Origin of the sequence: Flavobacterium sp. GSA192 (assembly GCF_006386525.1) — a bacterium.
In the GTDB taxonomy this organism is placed as follows: domain Bacteria; phylum Bacteroidota; class Bacteroidia; order Flavobacteriales; family Flavobacteriaceae; genus Flavobacterium; species Flavobacterium commune.
Genome location: NZ_VAHC01000006.1, coordinates 34840 through 55831, shown reverse-complemented (window position 1 = coordinate 55831; position 20992 = coordinate 34840). Strand labels below are relative to the sequence as shown.

Below are 20992 nucleotides of genomic sequence, written 5' to 3'. Positions count from 1 at the left end.
TGAATAATTAAAAGTGTGGTAGAATTTAGGAGTTAAGTAAAACCTTTAAAACGAACGGTCTTCAAATGGCTTTTATTGGCATTATTTGTCTATATAAAACTTAAATTGGAATTCTATTTCTTATTACCATTTCTTCTGCGTTTCTTCTTCATTATGTTAGCAAATGTTAGTTCTTCATAATCCTCTCCCTGTGTTTTTGGTAATAAACCACCAAGGTTTTCTATAAAACCAAAATCAGTATTAGATTGAGTTGATTGACTCTTATCAAGAAAATCAAAAAGAGCATGTGGTTTTTCTGTTTCTAATTTTACATTGTTAATACTTTCTTGAGATAAAATCTTCATACTGTCATGTATCTCATCTTGTTGCTTTTGAGTTGTTTTTTCATTCCAGCAATCGTTAAAAATGTTAGCAGAAAGGTTTTTACCCAATTGTGAACCATTCCAAACACTGCGGGATTCATGGTCAATAAAAGAAATACCGTAAATACGTCTTTCCTGATTTCTACGAACAACTGTATTGATACCTTGCTCAAGCAGTTGTTTCTTAAATTCGGTTTCATTGGAAGTGGTGTGGATTGCAATTTCTATTGTTTTTTTTAGAATTTCTTTTGCTGGTTCTACTTTCATTTTTTCTTTCGATTGCTCGAAATGTTTTTGTAAAGCATCCAGTCCTGCATGTTTACCAAAGCGAGATGCTTTAAACGGATTACTTGCTTTTTCTCCCTGCTCATTCAGTGCGAAATAAACTAATCCTTGTTTAGCTTGTCCGTGAAATTCGCCTTTTACTTCTTCTGCGGTAATGTTAAAAAGAGAAAGCAAGGCATTATAAGTTCCTAAACCTTGATACTGGTAATACTTTGGTAAATGTCGAATTACCGAGGCTATTTGGCTTTTTACATTCGCTGCCCTGTAGTCAATCGGCCTGAAAATTTCTTCTTTCGGATTACGTGCTTTTTCAGTTGCAGCTATTAGTTTGTATTTTTGTTCCAATGCACGACAAGCATCCATGGAGCGTAATTTTTCATAGTTGTCAGCTAATTTTTTACCGCTACGATCTACACAGGTTGATACAATGTGAATATGAGTTCGTTCAATATCGGTATGTTTAAAAACTACATAAGGCTGATCTCCATAACCCATACGTTCCATATAATCTTTTGCTATTTGTTTGAAATTTTCATCGCTCACTTTATCTCTTGGATCAGGGTTGAGTGAGATGTGTAACACGGGTTTTTCGGTTCGTTTATTTGCGATTAAGTAAGGTTCAAATGAGTGATACAATTGGGCAACGGTATAATTCCCGTTGCCTGTTTCTCTTATTCTATGAGTTGTTAATATTTCGCCGTTTTCCTTATCAACTTTGAGTTGATTATAAGAAAGTGCTCCAATAATATTTGCTCCACGACCAATTTTAGCTATCATTTTTTAATGTCTTTTAATTATTTGGCGGTTTTTACGACCTTTTTTTAGAAACTTTTTTAAGTTAAGCAATAGATTTTTTTACTATTTAATAATGTATCTGATGACTCTATTTGTCCAAAAGATACTTGATAATAGAATGGATTTAATTGGATAGATGTTGTTTTTATTTAGTTACAAATAGATTGTGTTATTTTTATTACTATTTTTACGAATGACTTAAGTAACTTTCTAATATTTCTAATCCAGCTACAGAATTGAAATCAACTATTAAAAAAATGAAATGTGGCAGTGATTTATGTGTTATCGATATTGAAAATATCGATACAACTTTAAAAACTGTTTTAGATAATAAGTTCATTAAAATATGTGAAGGAAATGTTTCAGTTGATTTAAATGGAGTAAAGCAAAGGGTAGTTAATTATCTCGCTCCAAAAAAAGGAAAGACCCTTGAAATGGGAGCAATCGCAGAATTTTTTATCCACTTATATTTAAATGAAGTTGGTTTTGAACCACAATTTCTATTTTTTAATTTAGAAGAAAATTCGATAAAAAAAGGTTTTGACGGTTATTATTTTCATAATGCCGAGGAATGGATTCTAGAGAGCAAGTCCGGTTTAATTTCAACACCAGGAATTTCACATAGTTCAAAAGTAAAAGAATCTTACAATGATTTAAAAGCAAAACTAGCTGGGGATGTAAAGAATAATCCATGGCGAGAGGCTTACAACCATGCATCTCATATTGATGTAGGTGCCAACGTGGGCGTCAGAGCTAACATTAAAAAGTTTACCACAGAATTTGATAACAAAGTTTATCATAAGATTGATGATTTTAACATTATTCCAGGCTCTACAATTTTCTTAAATGGAACTTGGAATGCTACCGATGCCACCGCTTTAGAAATAGAGATTGAGGAAGCAATCTCGAAATTCAATTTTAAAAAAATCAAAATTGTCTGCGTGACAAAAAAATCCCTAGACCTTTTTTGGCAATACTTGACAACCCCTTAGTTATTTATGAATCAAACAGAAAAAACAGCACTTACAGATATCAATAAAATTGAGGCTTTCCAAACTATAGTGGAAAAACTAACGATTGGTAGTGAATTGATCCATGAGGAAATTGTTTATATATTAGGCTGTGCCATCATATTTTTAAAACATTATGAGCAGGACAACAGATACACCAGCTATGCAGAGTTCGCATACTATATAGTGCTAAAATACAGTACACAATATAAAGATTATGTTCCCCTTTATGATTTTTCTACCAATTTTGGTTATTACCCCGTTGCTAAGGCTATTTTAGATGATTCTCTTTTAAGTAAGGAATCCTTAGAAGATTGTTGTATTGGAATTGAATTGGAACGCTATAGACATGAGGAATATATAGAAACTGTACATCAATTCAATAGTAAAAGACAGCTACTTGCTGATCAGACTTTGGAAGTAAGTTATATTGCTCCGACATCATTTGGTAAGAGTTCGGTAATTGTGGACTACATAAAAAAATATACCGGTTTAAACAGCAAAATTGGAATAATTGTACCAACAAAATCGTTGTTGATGCAAACATACCGGATGATTAGAAATGCTAATCTTGGAAAAAAAATTATTATTCACGATGAGATGTTTCAAGGCCAAAATTCTTTTATAGCAATCTTTACACAAGAACGGGCATTACGACTCTTGAGTAAAAATAACATTCATTTTAATGTCCTTTTTATTGACGAGGCACATAATATCTTAAAAGACGATCCTCGAAGTATTTTGCTTTCGAGACTTTTAGCGAAAAACCGTGTGCTTAATCCCAATCAAAATGTAGTTTATTTATCACCTCTTATTGAGGATGCTCATAGCTTAAAAATTGCACAAGAGCAAAGTATTAATCAACATAAAATACCGTTTAATATCAAAGAACCAGAAATATATGAGTTTTGTACTGATGGAAATGTAACCAAATATAATAGGTTCGTTAACGAACATTACCACGTCGGACAATTTAGGGATATGTTTGTTTATATCAATTCAACAACTGCCAAAAAGAATTTTCTATACAATTATCGTCCTGTAAGTATCGAGTTGGCTGCAAAAGAGTTAGCAAAACATTTGCCTGAAATTGGTAACTCAGAAGCTATAAACCGATTGATTAAAATTTTGAAGCAAGAGGTACATGAAAAATTCTATGCTGTAGACTATTTAAAACATGGAGTTGTTTATTTACACGGTAAACTTCCTGACCTTATAAAAGAATATCTTGAAAGTAAGTTTAAAGATTTAGTAGAAATAAAATACATTATTGCAAATTCTGTCATATTAGAAGGAATGAATTTACCAATCGACAATCTTTATATTTTAAACACATATTCGTTGGGAGGAAAGGAATTAACAAATCTTATTGGTAGAGTTAACAGGCTCAATACCATTTTTTCATCATCAAAGAATGATCTTAATAAACTTCTGCCCACAGTTCATTTTGTTAATAGTGAACTTTTTAATAGAAAAGATGGAAAGATGGCGGCAAAGATTGGCTTGTTGCGTAGTCGCATTTTTAAAGATGTAATTCGCAATCCTACACTCGATACATTCGATTTGGACAAATTGACAAAGAGTGAGCGGGAACGTAAAAAGTTATTATATGATCAAGTAAGAGAAGATGAAACGTTTCTAACAAAAGTTCCTCAAACGTCTTTTGAAAGAGTTAAGCAATATCTTATCGAATCAGGGATATCACACTTTTACGAGGATCTTGACATAATTTGCCAAATCTTGGACAAGCGGTTAGAAAACGTAAAAATTAACCCTGTCTGGAATACATTAGATATGTTGGGTAAGATTAATTATGTATTCATAAATAATGTTGATGTAAAAGATGCCGAATTTAAACGACTTCAATATCCTCAAGCTCGCACATATTATGACTATCATATTATAGTAAACCAAAAAAAAGCTTTAAAGGAAAACGTCAATCATATGTTCAATTATTTCAAAAAACGTATTAAAGATAGAAATCCATTGACATTTTTTGGAAAAACATATGGTGAAGTGGGCAGAACGGAAGATCCAAAGGAACCAAAACTCTATGTTAATCTTGGCAAAAAGACTGATACTGAAATGATCAATTTAGCAATCATCAAGTTAAAAATGGAAGACGATTTTATTAGTTTTAAACTTAATAAATTTATAATTATGTTATATGATTACAAACTAATCTCACTTGATGATTATAATAAATATATTTATGGGACAACTAACCAATATAAAATCGACCTTTCAAAAATTGGTTTAAGTGTAAGCTTGATTTCCAGGCTCGAAACTGACAATCAATTGCAATATCTATACTTCGATGATTATAATAATTTGAGATCAAGACCTGAATTTGAAGTATACAAAAACTCAGTTAATGACTTCTATAGATTTGAAATCGAACGGTTTTTAAATTAATCAACTAATTTCAAGGAAGATTTGGCTATTATTAATATAAAACAAAAAATGGTTCCTAAAAATATTAGCGAAAAAGTAACCATTTCTTTTATCTATTTTGAGTTTTTACAGGAAATTGCTTTAAATATATTTGCTCCACGACTAATTTTAGCTATCATTTTTTCTCATTTTTAATCAAATGTTTTGCTTCAAATTCCTCGGTCAATTGTATTATGTCACGGCATAATTTGGCTAATTCTGTTGTTTGTTTTTCTAATTTAAACAGATAAGCTGCTGCTTTCTTTTCTGAAAAATTACGGTACAATATCTTCACAATCTGATTGTAATTAACGCCAACAGAACGAAACTGACCATATAATGTGGTTAATCGCATGTAGTAATCCATAGTTGCCATATCGATTTTTACGGTTTTTATTTGTCTTTCAAACAGAACAGAAGTAATAAAATGAGCTTTATTATCAGCTCCTGAAGCTTCAAAAAGGGAAAGAAATTTGGCATTTTCTTCGTCAGTCAAACGAAAAACATAACGGTGGATACAGGGATTCTTTTTGGGATTCCTGCCGCCTTTATGTTGTTTTTTGCTTTGTTGTCCATCCATCATAAATCCATTTATAAATTTCATAAAACCCCGACTTCGGAGGGTGTTTTAAACTCCGCCGCGGCGGACAAGTTGTTTTGAGGCACGGAATTCATTTCGAGTGCCTCAAAACACAACTTGCTCTGTTCTGGCGAACAGATAATCCGTCCGCCTGTCGGCGGAACCGGATTTAATAAAGCAGGGAAAAACGGCTTAAGGCCGTTCCAGTTGCTGTCCAAATATTGATTTGATCTTTCCATCGATTGATCAGATTTCTGTTTTATACAAAGTAAACGATTGGATATAGAATCATTATAGTGTTAAGACTAGCCAAGAATTGCCAGTAAATGCCAATTACTACCAAGAGAGTAAAAGCAAGTACATAGCTGTATTTCTTTGTACTTATAAATAGATATAAGGACATAGTTAGCTATCTGAGTAACAACGTACTTACGCAAATAGAAATGTAGAAAAGTGCAGCTATATGAATTTAAATAGATAAATGAGTAAGTCGTTACTTTTCTGCTTACGGACATAAAGACATATTTAGATAGCTAAACAGTTTGATAAGTACTTGCCTAACTAAATAATGTTGTACAGAGAGATAAACCTATATACAGTAATTAGTAAATAACTGTGGAAATACATAAATAACTAATTGAATGTATAAATAATTAAAACCGTTGAAATATGAATGCAAAACACAAAACAGTATTTATCGCCTTTTCTTCTCAAAAGGGCGGTGTCGGAAAAAGTACATTTACAACACTTATTGCCAGTACGATGCACTATCGATTGGGCTACAATGTTGCAGTGTTTGATGCCGATTTTCCACAACACAGTTTAATGAAAATGAAATCCCGTGATCTGGCTATGGTAATGGAAAATGAGCATTTAAAAAAGTTGGCATACAAACAATTTACAACCATTAACAAAAAAGCCTATCCCATTATGCAACACAAGGCAGAAAGTGTATTGGAAGCAGCTCATGAATTTTTGAATACCTCTTCAGTTCCTATTGATGTTGTATTTTTCGACCTTCCAGGAACGGTTAACACTCCCGGTATACTCAAAGCATTGGCTGGAATGCACCACATTTTTACGCCTATTACGGCAGATCGTTTGGTGATGGAGAGTACGCTTGTATTTACACAGCTTTTAAAGGATGTGATTATGAAAAAAGGGACGACTTCCATAGAAACCATTAATCTGTTTTGGAATCAGGTGGATGGCAGGGAAAGCACTCCCTTATATAACGTTTATAACCAACTTATAGAACAATTGGGGTTAAGCCTGATGCAAAGCCAAATCAAAAATAGCACTCGTTTTCGTAAAGAAAGCGAAGAGAATAGCAAAACTGTATTTCGCTCTACCGTTATGCCTCCGGATGAACGTTTAATGAAAGCTTGTCAGCTGGATTTATTTGTAAACGAATTTTTAAAAATCATTCAATTATAATTTATGGAGAAAGATAATAAGAGAAAAGTGGCTCCTGAAATTAACGAGGAGTTGATGATGAACCTGATGGTGGATGGCATAAAAAAGGAAGGTTTACAGTTGCCACCAGAACAGATTGAAGAATCACAAAAGGAAGTTCCTAAGCCTAAAGAATTATCACCTACGAAATCAGAAATTAAAGAAAAGACCAAAATCAAAAAGACTAGTGAACCGGATTATGAAAGCATTTTTTTTAAAAGACCTGATACGAATGCCCGTGATGGAAAAACGGTGTATATCCGACCTGATTTTCACGAAAAACTATCCCGTATTGTTCAGGTGATTGGCGAAGACAAGATAACTATTTATGCTTATTTAGATAATTTGTTGAATTACCATTTTCAGGAATTTGGAGAGCAGATAACCAAGAGTTTTAACGATAAATACAAACCTATTTTATAAGCCATGGAAATAGTAATTGTGATATGTTTACTGATTGTAATTGCTCTGCTTTTGCAGGATAAGATTGTTATCAAGATAGGGGTGGAGCAAAAGCCAACTAAGAAAAAACAAAAACCAAAGCTAGCCGATATTATGGGGCAGTCCAAAACACTGAGAAGTCTTTCAGTGTCAAACAATGCCAATGAAAGCCAAAAGAAAAAGCAGGAAGATAAAACGGATAATTTTGATATTGAAATTGATGATCAAGATAACGAGAGTCAAATTCCGCAGGAAGAGCTGGACGAAGTTTTCAGAAATATATCTGATTTTGAGGACGAGGCAGAAGAATGGAATAGTTATGGAATATCCAATGTTGATAACGGTTTTGCCCAAGGCGTTACCTTTGAAGAACTAAGCTCCGTTGGGATGCTGCTGCAAAAAGATAATTTGGAGCCTTCTCAAAAGGAAAAAGCAATTGGCATAGTTCAGAAAATACAAGGAACCGAATTATTTGACCTACTGGAAAATTCTATGGAAAGTGCTTCACGTAAAATAGCCGAGCTATTAGATAGTAGCCTTTCTTTTGAAACAGAAAGCAGTTCTTCCATTTTGCGGAAAAATGATTTCGAAGATTTTGATATTGGGGAGTTTGTGTGAGCAGACTCCTTTTTTTTTTGATTTTTAAGTTTTTGATTGCGAAAAGGGTTAGAATTAGTAGCTAATTGCAAATTAGGACTTAATGGTTGTCGTAAAATATTTAAGTAAAATCTTGGTTTTGATATTATAAAAATATAAGTTTGTGTTTGCATAAGGGGTTGAAATTATACCCCTATCGCAATTATGAACTAAATAATGGCAGAGCAATACAAATATTTAGACTCCTTTATTAATGAACAAAGGGCAAACGGTAAGTATAGTTTTATTACTGAGGGTCTGTATGAGCAATTGGATGTTTCTGAAAATGCTTTGAAGAAATCACTGCAACGGCTTAAAGGTCAGGGAGCGGTAGAAATGGTACGTAAAGGCTTTTATGTGATTGTTCCGCCAGAGTATAGTATCAAAGGTATTATCCCAACCAGTTTTTATGTAAATGATTTGATGAAGTTTCTCAATCGGGATTATTATGTGGGCTTGTTAAATGCAGCTGCCTATCACGGAGCAGCTCACCAGCAACCCCAAAATTATGCTATCATCACTGAAGGGATTGCTTTGAGATCGATTAAAAATGATAAAGTGGGTATTGATTTTTATATTAAAAAATCCTGGAATAAAAAGGATGTTGTAAAGAAGAAAGTAGATACAGGATATATCAATATTTCGTCTCCTGAGTTAACTGCATTGGATTTAGTCAACTATTTCAATGAAGTGGGTGGGTTTAATCGGGTGGCTACTGTATTGGAAGAATTGAAAGAAGTAATGCAGTCTGATCAATTGGTAGAAACCGCAAAACAATATGGGGATATAGCGGTGGTGCAACGTCTGGGATATTTGCTGGATTACGTTTTAGAAGAACATTTATTAAGTGATGCCTTGTACAACTATCTTGAACCAATAGGATTTTACCCAACTTTATTGCGTCCTCAAAAAAAGAAACCCGAAAATAAGATAACTGGCAACAAATGGAAAATTGTGCCTAATATAGAAATAGAAGCAGATATATGATACCACAGTCGTACATAACAGCGTGGCGAAAGCAGGCTCCCTGGCAGGAAAATTATCAGGTTGAACAAGATTTAATTATACAACGGGCTTTGATTGCTTTATTCAGTAATGAATTTATTAGAGAACGATTGGCTTTTCGAGGAGGAACGGCATTGCATAAACTGTTTTTAGCTCCGGCTGCAAGATATTCGGAAGATATTGATCTGGTTCAGGTAAAAGCAGAACCATTCGGGACAATTATTGACAGCATACGGGAGCAGCTTTCATTTTTAGGAAAGCCCCGTATTAAGCAAAAAGAACACAATAACACTATTGTGTATAGCATTCAGTCCGAAGATGATGTACCAATAAAATTAAAAATTGAAGTCAATACCAGAGAACATTTTTCAGTATATGGCTTACAGGATATTCCTGTAAAATTGGATTCCGAATGGGATAACGGCGAAGTATTAGTACCCACTTATGGATTGGATGAATTATTAGCCACCAAACTTCGAGCTTTATATCAACGAAAGAAAGGACGTGATCTGTTTGATTTGTGGTATGCTTTTAATCATGCAGATGTCAATGTAGATAAGCTTATTGAAGCATTCAAACACTATATAACAGAAGAAGGGAATCATGTTACGCAAAAAGAGTTTCTCGATAATATGGACAAGAAAATTGAAGATCTGGATTTTAGAGGAGATATGAACGGATTGCTCAGGAGTGGTATTGACTACAATATAAATGAAGCATACGAATTTGTGAAAATAAATCTTTTGGAAAAGATTTAAGATAGAGCACTCATAAAGCTTTTAATTATGGATGAAAAAGTAATAAGGCAAGAACTTGAAAGAGTTTTAAAAGAAGAACCGAATGATTATGGTAAAATTTTAAAATTATCTACAAAGTTATCAGGCTTTGATAATGATAATATTCGTTTTAGTGTAGATGCCGGTGTCATAGATAGATTAGGTAGAGAGCTTGTCGCAAGACAAGAAACAGCTGTTTCAGAACTAGTAAAAAATGCTTACGATGCAGACGCAACGAAAGTTGATATAAAATTTGAAAATTCAGATAATATTGGTGGCACTCTGTATATCGAAGATAATGGTACTGGAATGACTAGAGATCAATTAATAAAAGGTTTTATGAGAATTTCCTCAACATCCAAGGTTCATAATCCATTATCGGATACTTATAAACGTAAAAGGGCAGGACAAAAAGGTATAGGTAGATTTGCTGTTCAAAGATTAGGAGAAAAACTTACAATTACTACTCAAACAATGGATAGTGATGAAGCGTTAGTTGTTACAATAAATTGGAATGATTATTCAAATGATATTGATTTATTTTCAGTTAATAATAAAATTAATACTAAAACAAACAAAAGTAGAGAATCTGGTACAACTCTCAAAATAGAGCTTTTAAAGGATAAATGGTCTGAAGCATCTATAAGAAGAATATATAATTATGTTGGAGATATATTACAACCTTTTCCCTTATCGGAAATCGAAGAGATTAAAAATGACGGAGAAGAAATTATTGATGATCCGGGATTTAAAGTTTATTTTTCTAAAGTAATTAATGGCAAGAAAATAAATATTGCGGATGAAAAAACAATGGTTTACAATCATGCTACAGCAGTAATTGAAGGTACAGTAGATGCAAATGGCGTGGGATTATTCTCTCTTGATAGTAAGAAATTAAATATCAATGAAATTGGATATATAAGTAGTGATCCTGATAATGAGGATATTCCTTTTACTAAATTAAAAAACGTTAGATTTAGAGCATATTATTATATATATAATGCAGATTTGGTTCCTAAATTACAGGAGTCTAATATTAGAAAGCTTGCAAGAACCCAAGGAGGAATTCGGTTGTATAGAAATGGTTTCAGAGTTTTGCCTTATGGCGAACCAAACAATGATTGGTTAGGGTTAGATGCATCAACTGTTAGACGTTCAATTTTACCTGTTCATGCTAATATCAATTTTTTTGGGTTCGTAGAATTACTAGATAGTAATAATGAATTTTATGAAACTTCAAGTCGTGAAGGATTAATTGAAAATGAAGCACTTATTCAGTTGAAAAACTTTGTTTATAGAACATTAATGACAGCAGTAATAAAGATTGCAGAAGTTAGAAATGTGAAGATTGTATCTGGGCAAACAATGCAAAATGAAATCTATGAATCTGTTGAGGTGAGAATTAAAAATATTGCTTTTACACTTGAAGAGCTTGACAGAGAATTAGAGAAAGATTCTGGAAATGTAGAAATCAAAAGACGAAGAAAGAAAAAACTACAACAAGTTCAAAAAGAAATTGCAGAGTTGCAAAAAGCTCAAGAAGAAGAAAAAGAACAATATCTCAAAGAAAGATCAATGCTTCGTGTACTAAGTAGTGTAGGCTTAACAATTGCTTTATTTATTCATGAAGTGAAAGACTATGTTTTGAATATGAACTCTGATATAAATTTTTTATTGGAAAAGTTAAAATCAGAAGAGCAGACATTTAAACGATTAATAATACTTCAATCAAATGTAGAAACCTTCAAATCATATACTTCATATTTTGATACAGTTATTTCTCAAAATGTAGTTCGTAGTTTAATTCCAATAGAGTTACAAAATAAAGTAGAAGAATTTTGGGAGAATACTCAAAATGATGCTAAAAAGGGTAATATAAAATTCAATAAACCAATTAGAAATGGGTATTATTTGTTTACTACACCGATGCATCCATCAGAATGGTCTTCAATTTTGTTTAATTTATATACAAATGCAAAAAAGGCAATTAAGAGATCTAAAAATAAAGGAGAATTAGATATTGAGTGTGGAAAAATAGATAATAGAGTTTTTTTAAAATTTTCTGATACTGGTGACGGAATTAATGAAGAGATAAAAGATCGTATTTTTGAAGAATTTTTTACAACATCATCACCTAATACTTTAGATAGTTTAAACTCAAGTAATGAAGTAACAGGAACTGGATTAGGATTGAAAATAGTAAAAGATATCCTCTCAAGTTATAGAGGTAAGATTTATGTTGATGAACCTAAAGATGGATTTTCAACTACAATTTATATTGAAGTACCTAAAGCAAACGATAAAGACTTAGATAAATATGACTTATAAAATTTTTTATATAGAGGATTTGGATCCTGAAAGCCGAATAGAAACTCTTAGGAGTGAAAATTTCGAAATAATTTCATTTAAACCAGATGTTAAGATTGATGATATTATACAAAAAATTAGTGACGAAAATCCAGATATAATTTTGATGGATTATAAGCTGACGGAAGGCAGTCAGCTATCATATTGTGATGCTCCAACAATAGCATCAACTTTAAGATCAAAATATAATGATGGAATAAAAGAGAGGCCTATTGTGTTAATATCAACACTTGATAATATCGTTAATATATATCGAAAAGATTATACAAGTCATGATTTGTTTGATTATGCAATAAGTAAAGAAAAGGCATTAGAAAACCCGGAACGTTTTAGAAAAAAATGTTTATCATTCTTAAATTCTTATACCAATATTACACAAAATAAATTTGATTTAGATCAAATATTAAGTCTCAAAGGAGATGTTAATTTAATCCACTCAAGAATAAGAATTCATTTAAACAAAGATGTAAAATCAGTTTACGAGTATAGTAGATTCATTTTTGAACATTTAATCAGATGTTCTGGCTTACTGATTGGTGAAGATATTTTATCAGCTAGATTAGGAGTTAGCAAAGATTCGCCAGATTGGGGAAAGTTAAAAGAGCAATTTTCTGATTATAAATATACAGGTGTTTTTTCGGATGTATATAATAGATGGTGGATGTCTAGGATTGATTCATGGTGGTTAGATTCTATAAAGGAAAAGCATACATTAAGGCATTACAATGCCGAAGAAAGAATAAGAATACTTAGAGAAAAGTTTGTTTTAGACTTAGATATCGTTATCTCTAGTGATAAAAATTTGAGTTCTAATTATTGGACTATTTGTAAACAGACAAAGCTTCCTTTGGATCCATTTGATGGTATTGAACTACTGGAAGAAGAGTTTAAGCCATGGCAAGATAAAGATTATGTTTCTATTGATGGATATTTAGCTAATATTGATAAATATAGCAAAATTGTTAGTGAAATAGATAGAAAAGAGATGCGTAAATATTCTTAGTTTATGGAAATATGGAATAGAATAAGTTATATAAAAGATGTGAAATTCCTTTTAGAAATAATCTCTGAAAATAATATACTAGGAGATTTTACAGGTCTGAATAATGTAATTGAATCAATAGAAAATAATCAAGTAGATTTGGTTGATTATAGATTGGATAATTTTAGCATTTATTTGAAAGGAGCAATTGCAGGAGCAAAGCCAAATGAAATGCATTATTGTAAAATCGATTTAGAGAATAGACTTGCTTTAAAAGACAGTCTAAATGATAAAATAGATCCTCTTTTTAAATATACTTTGGATTTGAAGATAAGTTTATTTAAGTCAGAGCAAGATCAAACAAAAGAATATTGTTGTACTTGGCATCTTGATAAAGAAGAAAGAGAATTAGATTTTTCTTATGTTCATCCTTATTATCATATTCAATTTGGAGGTAAAAAACACGAATTTTTAGATTCAGATATGGCAATATTAAGTAGTCCAAGAATCCCACATCCTCCAATGGATATAATTTTAGCATTTCATTTTGTAATTAATAATTTTATTGATAGGAAAAAACATAATTATGTAGACAAGATTTTAATAGATGCAAGGTACCTGAGAATACTTAATAATTCGAAAAAGAGATTATGGGAATCATATTTTAATGGATTTGCTTTAGATTATAATCACGATGATTACAAACTAATTAGATTATTTCCACTGTATAATTAATCAATGAATCAAAATATTTTAAAATATCTCAGAGAATATTCATATAAAGAGCAGGATATAAACAGATTGTTAGTTTCTTCGTTTATTCGAGTTAATAATATTGAAGAAGTAAATAACGAGTTTATAAAGGGCTTTATTATTGAAAATCAAGATGAAGTAGAAAGTAAACAGTTAGAAAAGTTTATAGCATTTTTTGATTCAAAATTCGATATTGAGTTTTTACTTGAGTTATTTGAGTTTGTTATCTCTCCCGAAGATAAGGAAGTTAATGGGGCTGTTTTTACTCCTAAATTTATTAGAGAGTATATTGTCAAACAAATTTTAAAAGAATTTGAAAAGCAAGATAGAGATATTGATAATTTAAAATTGGGAGATATTGCTTGTGGATGTGGAGGTTTTTTTAAAACTATTGCAGAAGAATATAGAGTTAAGTTAGGTAAAAGTTATTTTGATATTTACAATGAGAATATTTTTGGCTTAGATATTCAAAAATATAGTATTGTTAGAACTGAAATATTATTAACGCTTCACGCTATCATTAATGGCGAAGATAGGCAAAAATTTAACTTTAATCTGTTCCAGGGAGATGCTTTAGAGTTTGATTGGAATCAGGTTTTAGTTATACAAAATAACAATGGACTTGATGCAGTTGTGGGTAATCCTCCTTATGTTGGTTCTTCAAATTTAGATGAACACACAAAAGCACTTATGAAAAATTGGTCAGTTTCTTCAACGGGTAAACTGGATTTGTATATTCCATTTTTTCAAATTGGATTGAGATGGCTAAATGAAACAGGTATATTAGGATATATAACTGTAAATAATTTTTATCGTAGTTTAAATGGACGGGCTTTAAGAAATTTCTTTTCTGAAAATAGTTATTCATTTAGGCTTATAGATTTTGGAAGTGAACAGGTTTTTAAATCAAGATTGACATATACCTGTATTTGCCAAATAAAGAAGACACGTGGGAATTTGCTTTATACAAATACTACACCTCAAAGTATTAATTCTTTAACAAAAAAAGATTTTATTACTTTCAATTATGAACAATTGAACAATGTTGATGGTTGGCAGTTGGAAGATGCTAAAACACAGCTTAATTTACAAAAATTAGAAAATGCAGGAGAAAAATTAGGCGATTTGTTTAATATTAGGAACGGCTTTGCAACTCTAAGGAATAATATTTATTTGTTTACGCCTTTAGAAGAAGATGAAGATTTTTTTTATTTAGAAAAAGAAGGTCAACGATTCCAGATAGAGAGAAAAATTTGTCGCGATGCAATAAAACCTAATATTTTAAAAGAGGAGTCAGATTTAGAAAGGTTAATGGAGAAAATTATTTTTCCGTACAATGTTTTTGATTTAAATAATAGTAATTTATTTCAAAATCAATCTAATCGTTTAGTAAGAATTATAAAAGAAGAAATTTTTCAAAGAGATTTTCCGAATGCATATAATTATCTTAAATCTCAAAAAAATGAGTTAGCTAAAAGAGATAAAGGAAAAAGAGAATATGAAACATGGTATGCTTATGGAAGAAATCAAGCTTTAAATATTGTAGGGCTAAAATTGCTTTTTCCTTACATATCTGATACGCCTTACTTCGTATATACAAATAATACAGAATTACTATTTTATAATGGATATTCATTAGTTTCTAATTCTCAAGAAGATTTGATGTTCATTCAAAAAATATTAAAAACAGAGGTGTTTTGGTATTATATTAAATGTACAAGTAAGCCTTATGCAAATAATTATTTTGCCTTAGCAAAAAACTATATCAAAAATTTTAGTATTCCTTTATTTACATTAAAAGAGAAGAAATCTTTTATGAATTTGAAAAGTAAAGGAGCTATTAATAGATTTTTGCTTGATAAATATAATATTACTGATATTGAATTATAGTCTAAACATAATCTAATTCAGCTTTTTAAACGTTAAATATATTAAAAGTTTCTACTTTGTGTAACCACTCAGTAGAAATTTTTCCTTTTCATAAGGCAGTATTGCCTCTAACAATTACACTGTTTTATCATAGATACTAAGTTGTTATTAACTCTTTTCTACTTTCTAAAGTGGGTAAGAGTCTGTCGCATAAAATGCAGTAAAAATCAGGATATATAAAGGTTTTTACTAATCATCTCATGTAATTATATCAGCTTTTTTACGGGTGTTAAATTGATTTAACCGCCATTCACTGCCAAATAATTCCTCTAAAAGCTATTTCATTATGACTTTTTGATTTCCGTGACAAATTTGTTCCAAAATCCTGCAACGAGCAGGAATAAGAACAAATAAATTATTCAAATCATGGAAAAACAAAGAAAAAAACTTTGGCTGTCAGTCTTGGCTATACTGTCAGGAATTGGTGCGTTCGCACAAGGAAATGGCTCGGCAGGAATCAATGAGGCGACTCAAATGGTAACCTCTTATTTTGATCCTGCGACAAAACTTATCTACGCCATCGGAGCGGTAGTTGGTCTAATAGGAGGTGTTAAGGTGTATAATAAGTTCAGTAGTGGTGATCCTGATACCAGTAAGACAGCAGCGAGCTGGTTTGGAGCCTGTATCTTCCTGATTGTATCGGCTACAATTTTACGTTCGTTCTTCCTTTAATCTTTTGGCTGATGAGTAGTTACAATATTAACAAAGGCATTGGGAGAACGGTAGAGTTTAGAGGTTTAAAATCACAATACCTGTTCATTTTCACAGGAGGATTGCTTGGGATTCTTATTATGGTAATGATTTTGTACATGGTCGGGGTCAATTCCTTTGTCTGTCTATTTCTGGGAGCTGGTGGTGCTTTGTTAATTGTAGGGCAGACATTCTCATTGAACAAAAAGCATGGAGAACATGGTTTAATGAAAATAAGTGCCCAGAAACGCCATCCTCATTACATCATCTGTCGCAAGCGGGTACGCCGTTATTTCAAGTTCAAAACTAAATTCAGGCAGCTATGAGAAATAAATCAAAAGCGACTACCTTGGAAAGTAAGTTTCCATTGCTAGCGGTAGAAAATAATTGCATTATCTCAAAGGATGCGGATATCACAGCCTGTTTTCGGGTGGAACTTCCGGAACTTTTTACAGTTGCTTCTGCGGAATATGAAGCGATTCATTCTGCTTGGCATAAGGCTATTAAGACTTTACCTGATTTTACTGTTATACATAAACAGGATTGGTATATCAAGGAAAATTATGCTCCGGATATTGCTCAGGAAGATTTAAGTTTTTTAGCAAAATCCTATCAGCAACATTTTAATGAACGTCCGTTTCTGAATCACTATTGCTACTTATTTCTAACCAAAACTACTAAAGAGCGTATGCGAATGCAGAGCAATTTCTCTTCGCTTTGCAAAGGGGTACTTATTCCAAAAGAAATAAGGGATAAAGAAACAATCCATCGTTTTATGGAAGCGGTTACACAGTTTGAACGAATAGTAAATGACAGTGGTTTTGTAAAACTGGAACGATTAAGTGAAGAGGATATTATTGGAACAGATGACAAGCAAGGAATATTGGAACAATACCTGACACTTTCAACGGAAGCAGGAACACCCATGCAAGACATTGCCCTAGGTGCAGAAGAGGTTCGCATTGGTAACAAAAGACTTTGCCTGCATACCTTGTCAGATACAGATGATTTACCTGGAACGGTTTCGGCAGATACTCGTTATGAAAAACTATCTACAGACAGGAGTGATTGCCTTTTGTCTTTTGCCGCTCCAGTTGGATTGTTGTTAAGCTGTAATCACATTTACAATCAGTATTTGTTTCTGGATAACAGCGAAGACAACCTGCGTAAGTTTGAGAAATCAGCAAGAAATATGCACTCGTTGGCACGTTATAGTAGAGCGAACCAAATCAACAAGGAATGGATAGAACGCTACCTAAACGAAGCACATTCTTTTGGGCTTTCTTCCATTCGGGCTCATTTTAATGTAATGGCTTGGTCGGAAGATCCTGCCGAACTAAAACAGATAAAGAATGATACCGGTAGTGCTTTAGCACTAATGGAATGCAAGCCTAGGCACAATACCACAGATGTGGCCACGCTTTACTGGGCAGCAATGCCCGGGAATGCAGGAGATTTTCCGAGTGAAGAAAGTTTTTATACTTTCATAGAACCCGCACTCTGTTTTTTTACTGAGGAAACCAACTATCAAAGTTCTCCGTCACCTTTCGGGATTAAGATGGCTGACCGGCTTACAGGGAAACCCATTCATTTGGATATCTCCGATTTGCCAATGAAGCGAGGCATTATCACTAATAGAAACAAGTTTATTCTTGGTCCTTCAGGTTCAGGAAAGTCATTCTTTACCAATCACATGGTCAGACAATACTATGAACAAGGTGCTCATGTGTTGCTGGTGGATACAGGGAACTCGTATCAGGGATTGTGCGAACTCATTAAAGGAAAAACAAAAGGAGAGGATGGAGTTTACTTCACTTATACAGAAGACAATCCTATAGCCTTTAACCCTTTCTATACCGATGATGGTGTTTTCGACATTGAGAAAAGAGAAAGTATCAAAACCTTGATATTAACCTTATGGAAAAGGGATGACGAACCGCCAACCCGTTCCGAAGAAGTGGCATTGTCTAATGCCGTGAGTGGTTACATCGAACGGATTAAACAAGAGGATGAATCTCCTTCTTTTAATGGATTTTATGAATACGTGAAAGTTGATTACAGAAAGGTGTTGGAAGAAAAGCAGGTAAGGGAAAAAGACTTTGATCTTGCCAACTTTCTCAATGTACTAGAACCCTATTACAAAGGAGGCGAATACGATTATTTGTTGAATTCCGACAAGCAATTGGACTTGCTTTCTAAACGATTTATTGTATTTGAAATTGATGCTATCAAGGATCATAAAATCCTTTTCCCGATTGTAACCATCATCATAATGGAGGTTTTTATCAATAAAATGCGTCGTTTGAAAGGAGTACGAAAGTTAATCCTTATCGAAGAAGCCTGGAAAGCTATTGCAAAAGAAGGAATGGCTGAGTATATCAAATACCTTTTTAAAACGGTAAGAAAGTTTTTTGGAGAAGCTATTGTAGTAACCCAAGAGGTAGATGATATTATTCAATCACCCATTGTAAAGGAAAGTATCATCAATAATTCAGATTGTAAAATACTGTTGGATCAGCGTAAATACATGAACAAATTTGATGATATACAAGCCATGCTTGGTCTCACTGAAAAAGAAAAAGCACAGGTACTTTCCATCAACATGAATAACGATCCCAGACGCTTATACAAAGAAGTTTGGATTGGGTTGGGAGGGACTCATTCGGCAGTATATGCCACAGAAGTGAGTTTGGAGGAGTATTTGGCTTATACGACAGAAGAAACTGAAAAGATGGAAGTGATGGCGTTAGCTAAAAATCTGGATGGAAATGTAGAACAGGCTATCAAACGGATAGTTCTTCAGAGAAAAGAAAACAAATAATAATCATTTTAAAAATTTAAAACAATGAAAAAGTTAATGTTTATGGTGTGTACAGTGTTACTATTTGCTGTAATACCGTCTGCTAAGGCACAATGGGTGGTACCAGATCCTTCTAATTTGGCTCAGGGTATTGTCAATACTGCGAGACAAATTGTACAGACTTCTACCACAGCGACCAATATGATTAACAACTTTAAGGAAGTACAAAAAGTGTATAATCAGGGAAAAGAATATTATGACAAGCTAAAGGCAGTAAATAATCTGGTAAAGGATGCCCGAAAAGTACAACAGACCGTATTGCTTGTAGGTGATGTTTCTGAGATTTATGTAAAGAATTTTGGAAAAATGATGAATGATCCTAATTTCAATGCACAGGAACTGTCAGCAATTGCTAATGGATACTCTGTCTTATTGAATGAGAGTGTATCACTTCTGAAAGAGCTCAAACAAATTGTAAATGCTTCCACTTTATCATTGAATGATAAAGAGCGTATGGATATTATCGACGGTGTATATAAGGAAGTTAAGGAATACCACAATTTGGTTCGTTATTTCACCAACAAAAACATTTCGGTCAGCTATCTCAGAGCTAAAAAAGCCAATAACAGCAAAAGGGTATTGGAACTTTACGGAACAGCTGACCAAAAATACTGGTAACCATGGAATTTAACAATCTTCATGAAGTACTACACTCGCTCTATGATGAGATGATGCCATTGTCAGCTGATATGGCAGCGGTAGCTAAAAGTCTGGCAGGATTAGGAGCTTTATTTTATGTGGCATTAAAGGTATGGCAGGCACTTAGTAGCGCAGAACCAATAGATGTCTATCCGCTACTCAGACCATTTGCTTTGGGACTCTGTATTATGTTTTTTCCAACTATGGTATTGGGGACACTCAATGCAATTCTTAGTCCAGTAGTAAAAGGGACACATAGTATCTTAGAAAATCAAGTTTTAGACTTGAATGCGCTACAGCAACAGAAAGACCAATTGGAAAGAGAAGCAATGCTTCGTAATCCTGAAACCGCCTACTTGGTTTCAGATGAAGAGTTTGATAAGAAACTTGCTGAATTAGGTTGGTCACCTGCAGATTTGGTTACCATGTCAGGAATGTACATGGAAAGAGAAATGTACGGAGTCAAAAAGGAAATTCGTGATGGTTTTCGGGAGTTTTTGGAAATACTGTTTCAGTCGGCTGCGCTGGTCATTGATACGATAAGGACTTTCTTCCTGATAGTCTTGTCCATATTAGGACCGATAGCTTTTGCTATTTCAGTATGGGATGGATTTCAGTCCACACTAACGCAATGGTTAACCCGATACATCAGTGTGTATCTCTGGTTGCCTGTTGCCGATCTTTTTAGTGCGATGTTGTCTAAGATACAATCCTTGATACTACAGAAGGATATCGAAAGTTTATCAGATCCTAATTTTATTCCTGATTCATCCAATACGTTGTATATCATTTTTATGATTATTGGCATCATTGGATACTTCACTATTCCTACCGTAACGGGTTGGATTATACAGGCTGGGGGAGCAGGTAATTTTATGCGAAATGTAAACCAAACCACCACAAAAACAGGAAATATTGTAGGGGCTGGTACAGGAGCAGTTGTAGGCAATATCGGAGGCAGACTAATGAAGTAATAATATTAAATAGCAGTAAA

Annotated in this window: 18 protein-coding genes; 16 read left to right on the top strand and 2 right to left on the bottom strand. The window is 32.9% G+C overall.

The window, feature by feature from the left end; genetic code table 11:
• Window positions 1-113: 113 nt before the first annotated feature.
• Window positions 114-1424, bottom strand: coding sequence for a conjugal transfer protein MobB (gene mobB, locus FDM27_RS13000; RefSeq protein ID WP_140487068.1), 1311 nt, complete (start codon window positions 1422-1424; stop codon window positions 114-116).
• Window positions 1425-1699: 275 nt separating this feature from the next.
• On the opposite strand from mobB, the gene FDM27_RS12995 reads away from it, so the two are divergent.
• On the top strand, window positions 1700-2434 hold the full coding sequence (locus FDM27_RS12995) for a hypothetical protein (protein ID WP_140487065.1): 735 nt from the start codon (window positions 1700-1702) through the stop codon (window positions 2432-2434).
• Window positions 2435-2440: 6 nt separating this feature from the next.
• Window positions 2441-4867 (top strand): DEAD/DEAH box helicase family protein, encoded by a 2427-nt coding sequence (locus FDM27_RS12990; protein WP_140487063.1) that lies wholly within the window; start codon window positions 2441-2443, stop codon window positions 4865-4867.
• Window positions 4868-5021: 154 nt separating this feature from the next.
• Here the strand turns inward: FDM27_RS12990 and mobA are convergent, their stop codons facing one another.
• On the bottom strand, window positions 5022-5489 hold the full coding sequence (gene mobA, locus FDM27_RS12985; protein ID WP_410503847.1) for a conjugal transfer protein MobA: 468 nt from the start codon (window positions 5487-5489) through the stop codon (window positions 5022-5024).
• 645 nt (window positions 5490-6134) lie between these two features.
• Here mobA and FDM27_RS12980 point away from each other — a divergent pair.
• The 14 genes from FDM27_RS12980 to traJ all read left to right on the top strand — a co-directional run bounded on the left by FDM27_RS12980 (window position 6135) and on the right by traJ (window position 20972).
• The gene (locus FDM27_RS12980) at window positions 6135-6902 is read left to right on the top strand and encodes a ParA family protein (RefSeq protein WP_140487061.1); all 768 of its coding nucleotides are present in this window, start codon (window positions 6135-6137) and stop codon (window positions 6900-6902) included.
• 3 nt (window positions 6903-6905) lie between these two features.
• Entirely contained in the window at window positions 6906-7343 is a 438-nt protein-coding gene (locus tag FDM27_RS12975; protein WP_140487058.1) for a DUF3408 domain-containing protein, read from the top strand.
• 3 nt (window positions 7344-7346) lie between these two features.
• Complete coding sequence (locus tag FDM27_RS12970) at window positions 7347-7979, top strand: conjugal transfer protein TraD (protein ID WP_140487056.1); 633 nt, start codon at window positions 7347-7349, stop codon at window positions 7977-7979.
• Window positions 7980-8174: 195 nt separating this feature from the next.
• Window positions 8175-8984 carry a type IV toxin-antitoxin system AbiEi family antitoxin gene (locus tag FDM27_RS12965; RefSeq protein WP_140487054.1) on the top strand — a complete coding sequence of 270 codons (810 nt, stop codon included), beginning with the start codon at window positions 8175-8177 and terminating at the stop codon, window positions 8982-8984.
• Window positions 8981-9760: a nucleotidyl transferase AbiEii/AbiGii toxin family protein gene (locus FDM27_RS12960; protein ID WP_140487052.1), complete on the top strand. Its 780-nt coding sequence runs from the start codon at window positions 8981-8983 to the stop codon at window positions 9758-9760. The genes FDM27_RS12965 and FDM27_RS12960 overlap by 4 nt, the downstream gene beginning before the upstream one ends.
• A gap of 27 nt (window positions 9761-9787) precedes the next feature.
• A complete protein-coding gene (locus FDM27_RS12955; RefSeq protein ID WP_140487050.1) occupies window positions 9788-12106 on the top strand; it encodes a sensor histidine kinase in 2319 nt (772 codons plus the stop codon).
• Complete coding sequence (locus FDM27_RS12950) at window positions 12096-13148, top strand: hypothetical protein (protein ID WP_140487048.1); 1053 nt, start codon at window positions 12096-12098, stop codon at window positions 13146-13148. Before FDM27_RS12955 ends, FDM27_RS12950 begins: the two co-directional genes overlap by 11 nt.
• Before the next feature lie 3 nt (window positions 13149-13151).
• Window positions 13152-13862, top strand: a complete 711-nt coding sequence (locus FDM27_RS12945) for a hypothetical protein (protein ID WP_140487046.1) — start codon at window positions 13152-13154, stop codon at window positions 13860-13862.
• 3 nt (window positions 13863-13865) lie between these two features.
• The gene (locus FDM27_RS12940; RefSeq protein WP_140487044.1) at window positions 13866-15770 is read left to right on the top strand and encodes a class I SAM-dependent DNA methyltransferase; all 1905 of its coding nucleotides are present in this window, start codon (window positions 13866-13868) and stop codon (window positions 15768-15770) included.
• 405 nt (window positions 15771-16175) lie between these two features.
• Complete coding sequence (locus FDM27_RS12935; RefSeq protein ID WP_140487042.1) at window positions 16176-16481, top strand: DUF4134 domain-containing protein; 306 nt, start codon at window positions 16176-16178, stop codon at window positions 16479-16481.
• Between the two features lie 11 nt (window positions 16482-16492).
• Window positions 16493-16825 carry a DUF4133 domain-containing protein gene (locus FDM27_RS12930; protein WP_140487039.1) on the top strand — a complete coding sequence of 111 codons (333 nt, stop codon included), beginning with the start codon at window positions 16493-16495 and terminating at the stop codon, window positions 16823-16825.
• The gene (locus FDM27_RS12925; protein ID WP_140487037.1) at window positions 16822-19320 is read left to right on the top strand and encodes a TraG family conjugative transposon ATPase; all 2499 of its coding nucleotides are present in this window, start codon (window positions 16822-16824) and stop codon (window positions 19318-19320) included. The genes FDM27_RS12930 and FDM27_RS12925 overlap by 4 nt, the downstream gene beginning before the upstream one ends.
• Window positions 19321-19344: 24 nt before the next feature.
• Window positions 19345-19977, top strand: a complete 633-nt coding sequence (locus tag FDM27_RS12920; RefSeq protein WP_140487035.1) for a DUF4141 domain-containing protein — start codon at window positions 19345-19347, stop codon at window positions 19975-19977.
• Window positions 19978-19979: 2 nt separating this feature from the next.
• A complete protein-coding gene (gene traJ, locus FDM27_RS12915; protein WP_140487032.1) occupies window positions 19980-20972 on the top strand; it encodes a conjugative transposon protein TraJ in 993 nt (330 codons plus the stop codon).
• Window positions 20973-20992 lie beyond the last annotated feature (20 nt).

What these genes read in the sequence shown, in the direction of transcription:
- mobB (WP_140487068.1), bottom strand. Translation starts at nt 1,424, where the DNA reads ATGATAGCTAAAATTGGTCGTGGAGCAAATATTATTGGAGCACTTTCT.
- FDM27_RS12995 (WP_140487065.1), top strand. Translation starts at nt 1,700, where the DNA reads ATGAAATGTGGCAGTGATTTATGTGTTATCGATATTGAAAATATCGAT.
- FDM27_RS12990 (WP_140487063.1), top strand. Translation starts at nt 2,441, where the DNA reads ATGAATCAAACAGAAAAAACAGCACTTACAGATATCAATAAAATTGAG.
- mobA (WP_410503847.1), bottom strand. Translation starts at nt 5,489, where the DNA reads ATGAAATTTATAAATGGATTTATGATGGATGGACAACAAAGCAAAAAA.
- FDM27_RS12980 (WP_140487061.1), top strand. Translation starts at nt 6,135, where the DNA reads ATGAATGCAAAACACAAAACAGTATTTATCGCCTTTTCTTCTCAAAAG.
- FDM27_RS12975 (WP_140487058.1), top strand. Translation starts at nt 6,906, where the DNA reads ATGGAGAAAGATAATAAGAGAAAAGTGGCTCCTGAAATTAACGAGGAG.
- FDM27_RS12970 (WP_140487056.1), top strand. Translation starts at nt 7,347, where the DNA reads ATGGAAATAGTAATTGTGATATGTTTACTGATTGTAATTGCTCTGCTT.
- FDM27_RS12965 (WP_140487054.1), top strand. Translation starts at nt 8,175, where the DNA reads ATGGCAGAGCAATACAAATATTTAGACTCCTTTATTAATGAACAAAGG.
- FDM27_RS12960 (WP_140487052.1), top strand. Translation starts at nt 8,981, where the DNA reads ATGATACCACAGTCGTACATAACAGCGTGGCGAAAGCAGGCTCCCTGG.
- FDM27_RS12955 (WP_140487050.1), top strand. Translation starts at nt 9,788, where the DNA reads ATGGATGAAAAAGTAATAAGGCAAGAACTTGAAAGAGTTTTAAAAGAA.
- FDM27_RS12950 (WP_140487048.1), top strand. Translation starts at nt 12,096, where the DNA reads ATGACTTATAAAATTTTTTATATAGAGGATTTGGATCCTGAAAGCCGA.
- FDM27_RS12945 (WP_140487046.1), top strand. Translation starts at nt 13,152, where the DNA reads ATGGAAATATGGAATAGAATAAGTTATATAAAAGATGTGAAATTCCTT.
- FDM27_RS12940 (WP_140487044.1), top strand. Translation starts at nt 13,866, where the DNA reads ATGAATCAAAATATTTTAAAATATCTCAGAGAATATTCATATAAAGAG.
- FDM27_RS12935 (WP_140487042.1), top strand. Translation starts at nt 16,176, where the DNA reads ATGGAAAAACAAAGAAAAAAACTTTGGCTGTCAGTCTTGGCTATACTG.
- FDM27_RS12930 (WP_140487039.1), top strand. Translation starts at nt 16,493, where the DNA reads ATGAGTAGTTACAATATTAACAAAGGCATTGGGAGAACGGTAGAGTTT.
- FDM27_RS12925 (WP_140487037.1), top strand. Translation starts at nt 16,822, where the DNA reads ATGAGAAATAAATCAAAAGCGACTACCTTGGAAAGTAAGTTTCCATTG.
- FDM27_RS12920 (WP_140487035.1), top strand. Translation starts at nt 19,345, where the DNA reads ATGAAAAAGTTAATGTTTATGGTGTGTACAGTGTTACTATTTGCTGTA.
- traJ (WP_140487032.1), top strand. Translation starts at nt 19,980, where the DNA reads ATGGAATTTAACAATCTTCATGAAGTACTACACTCGCTCTATGATGAG.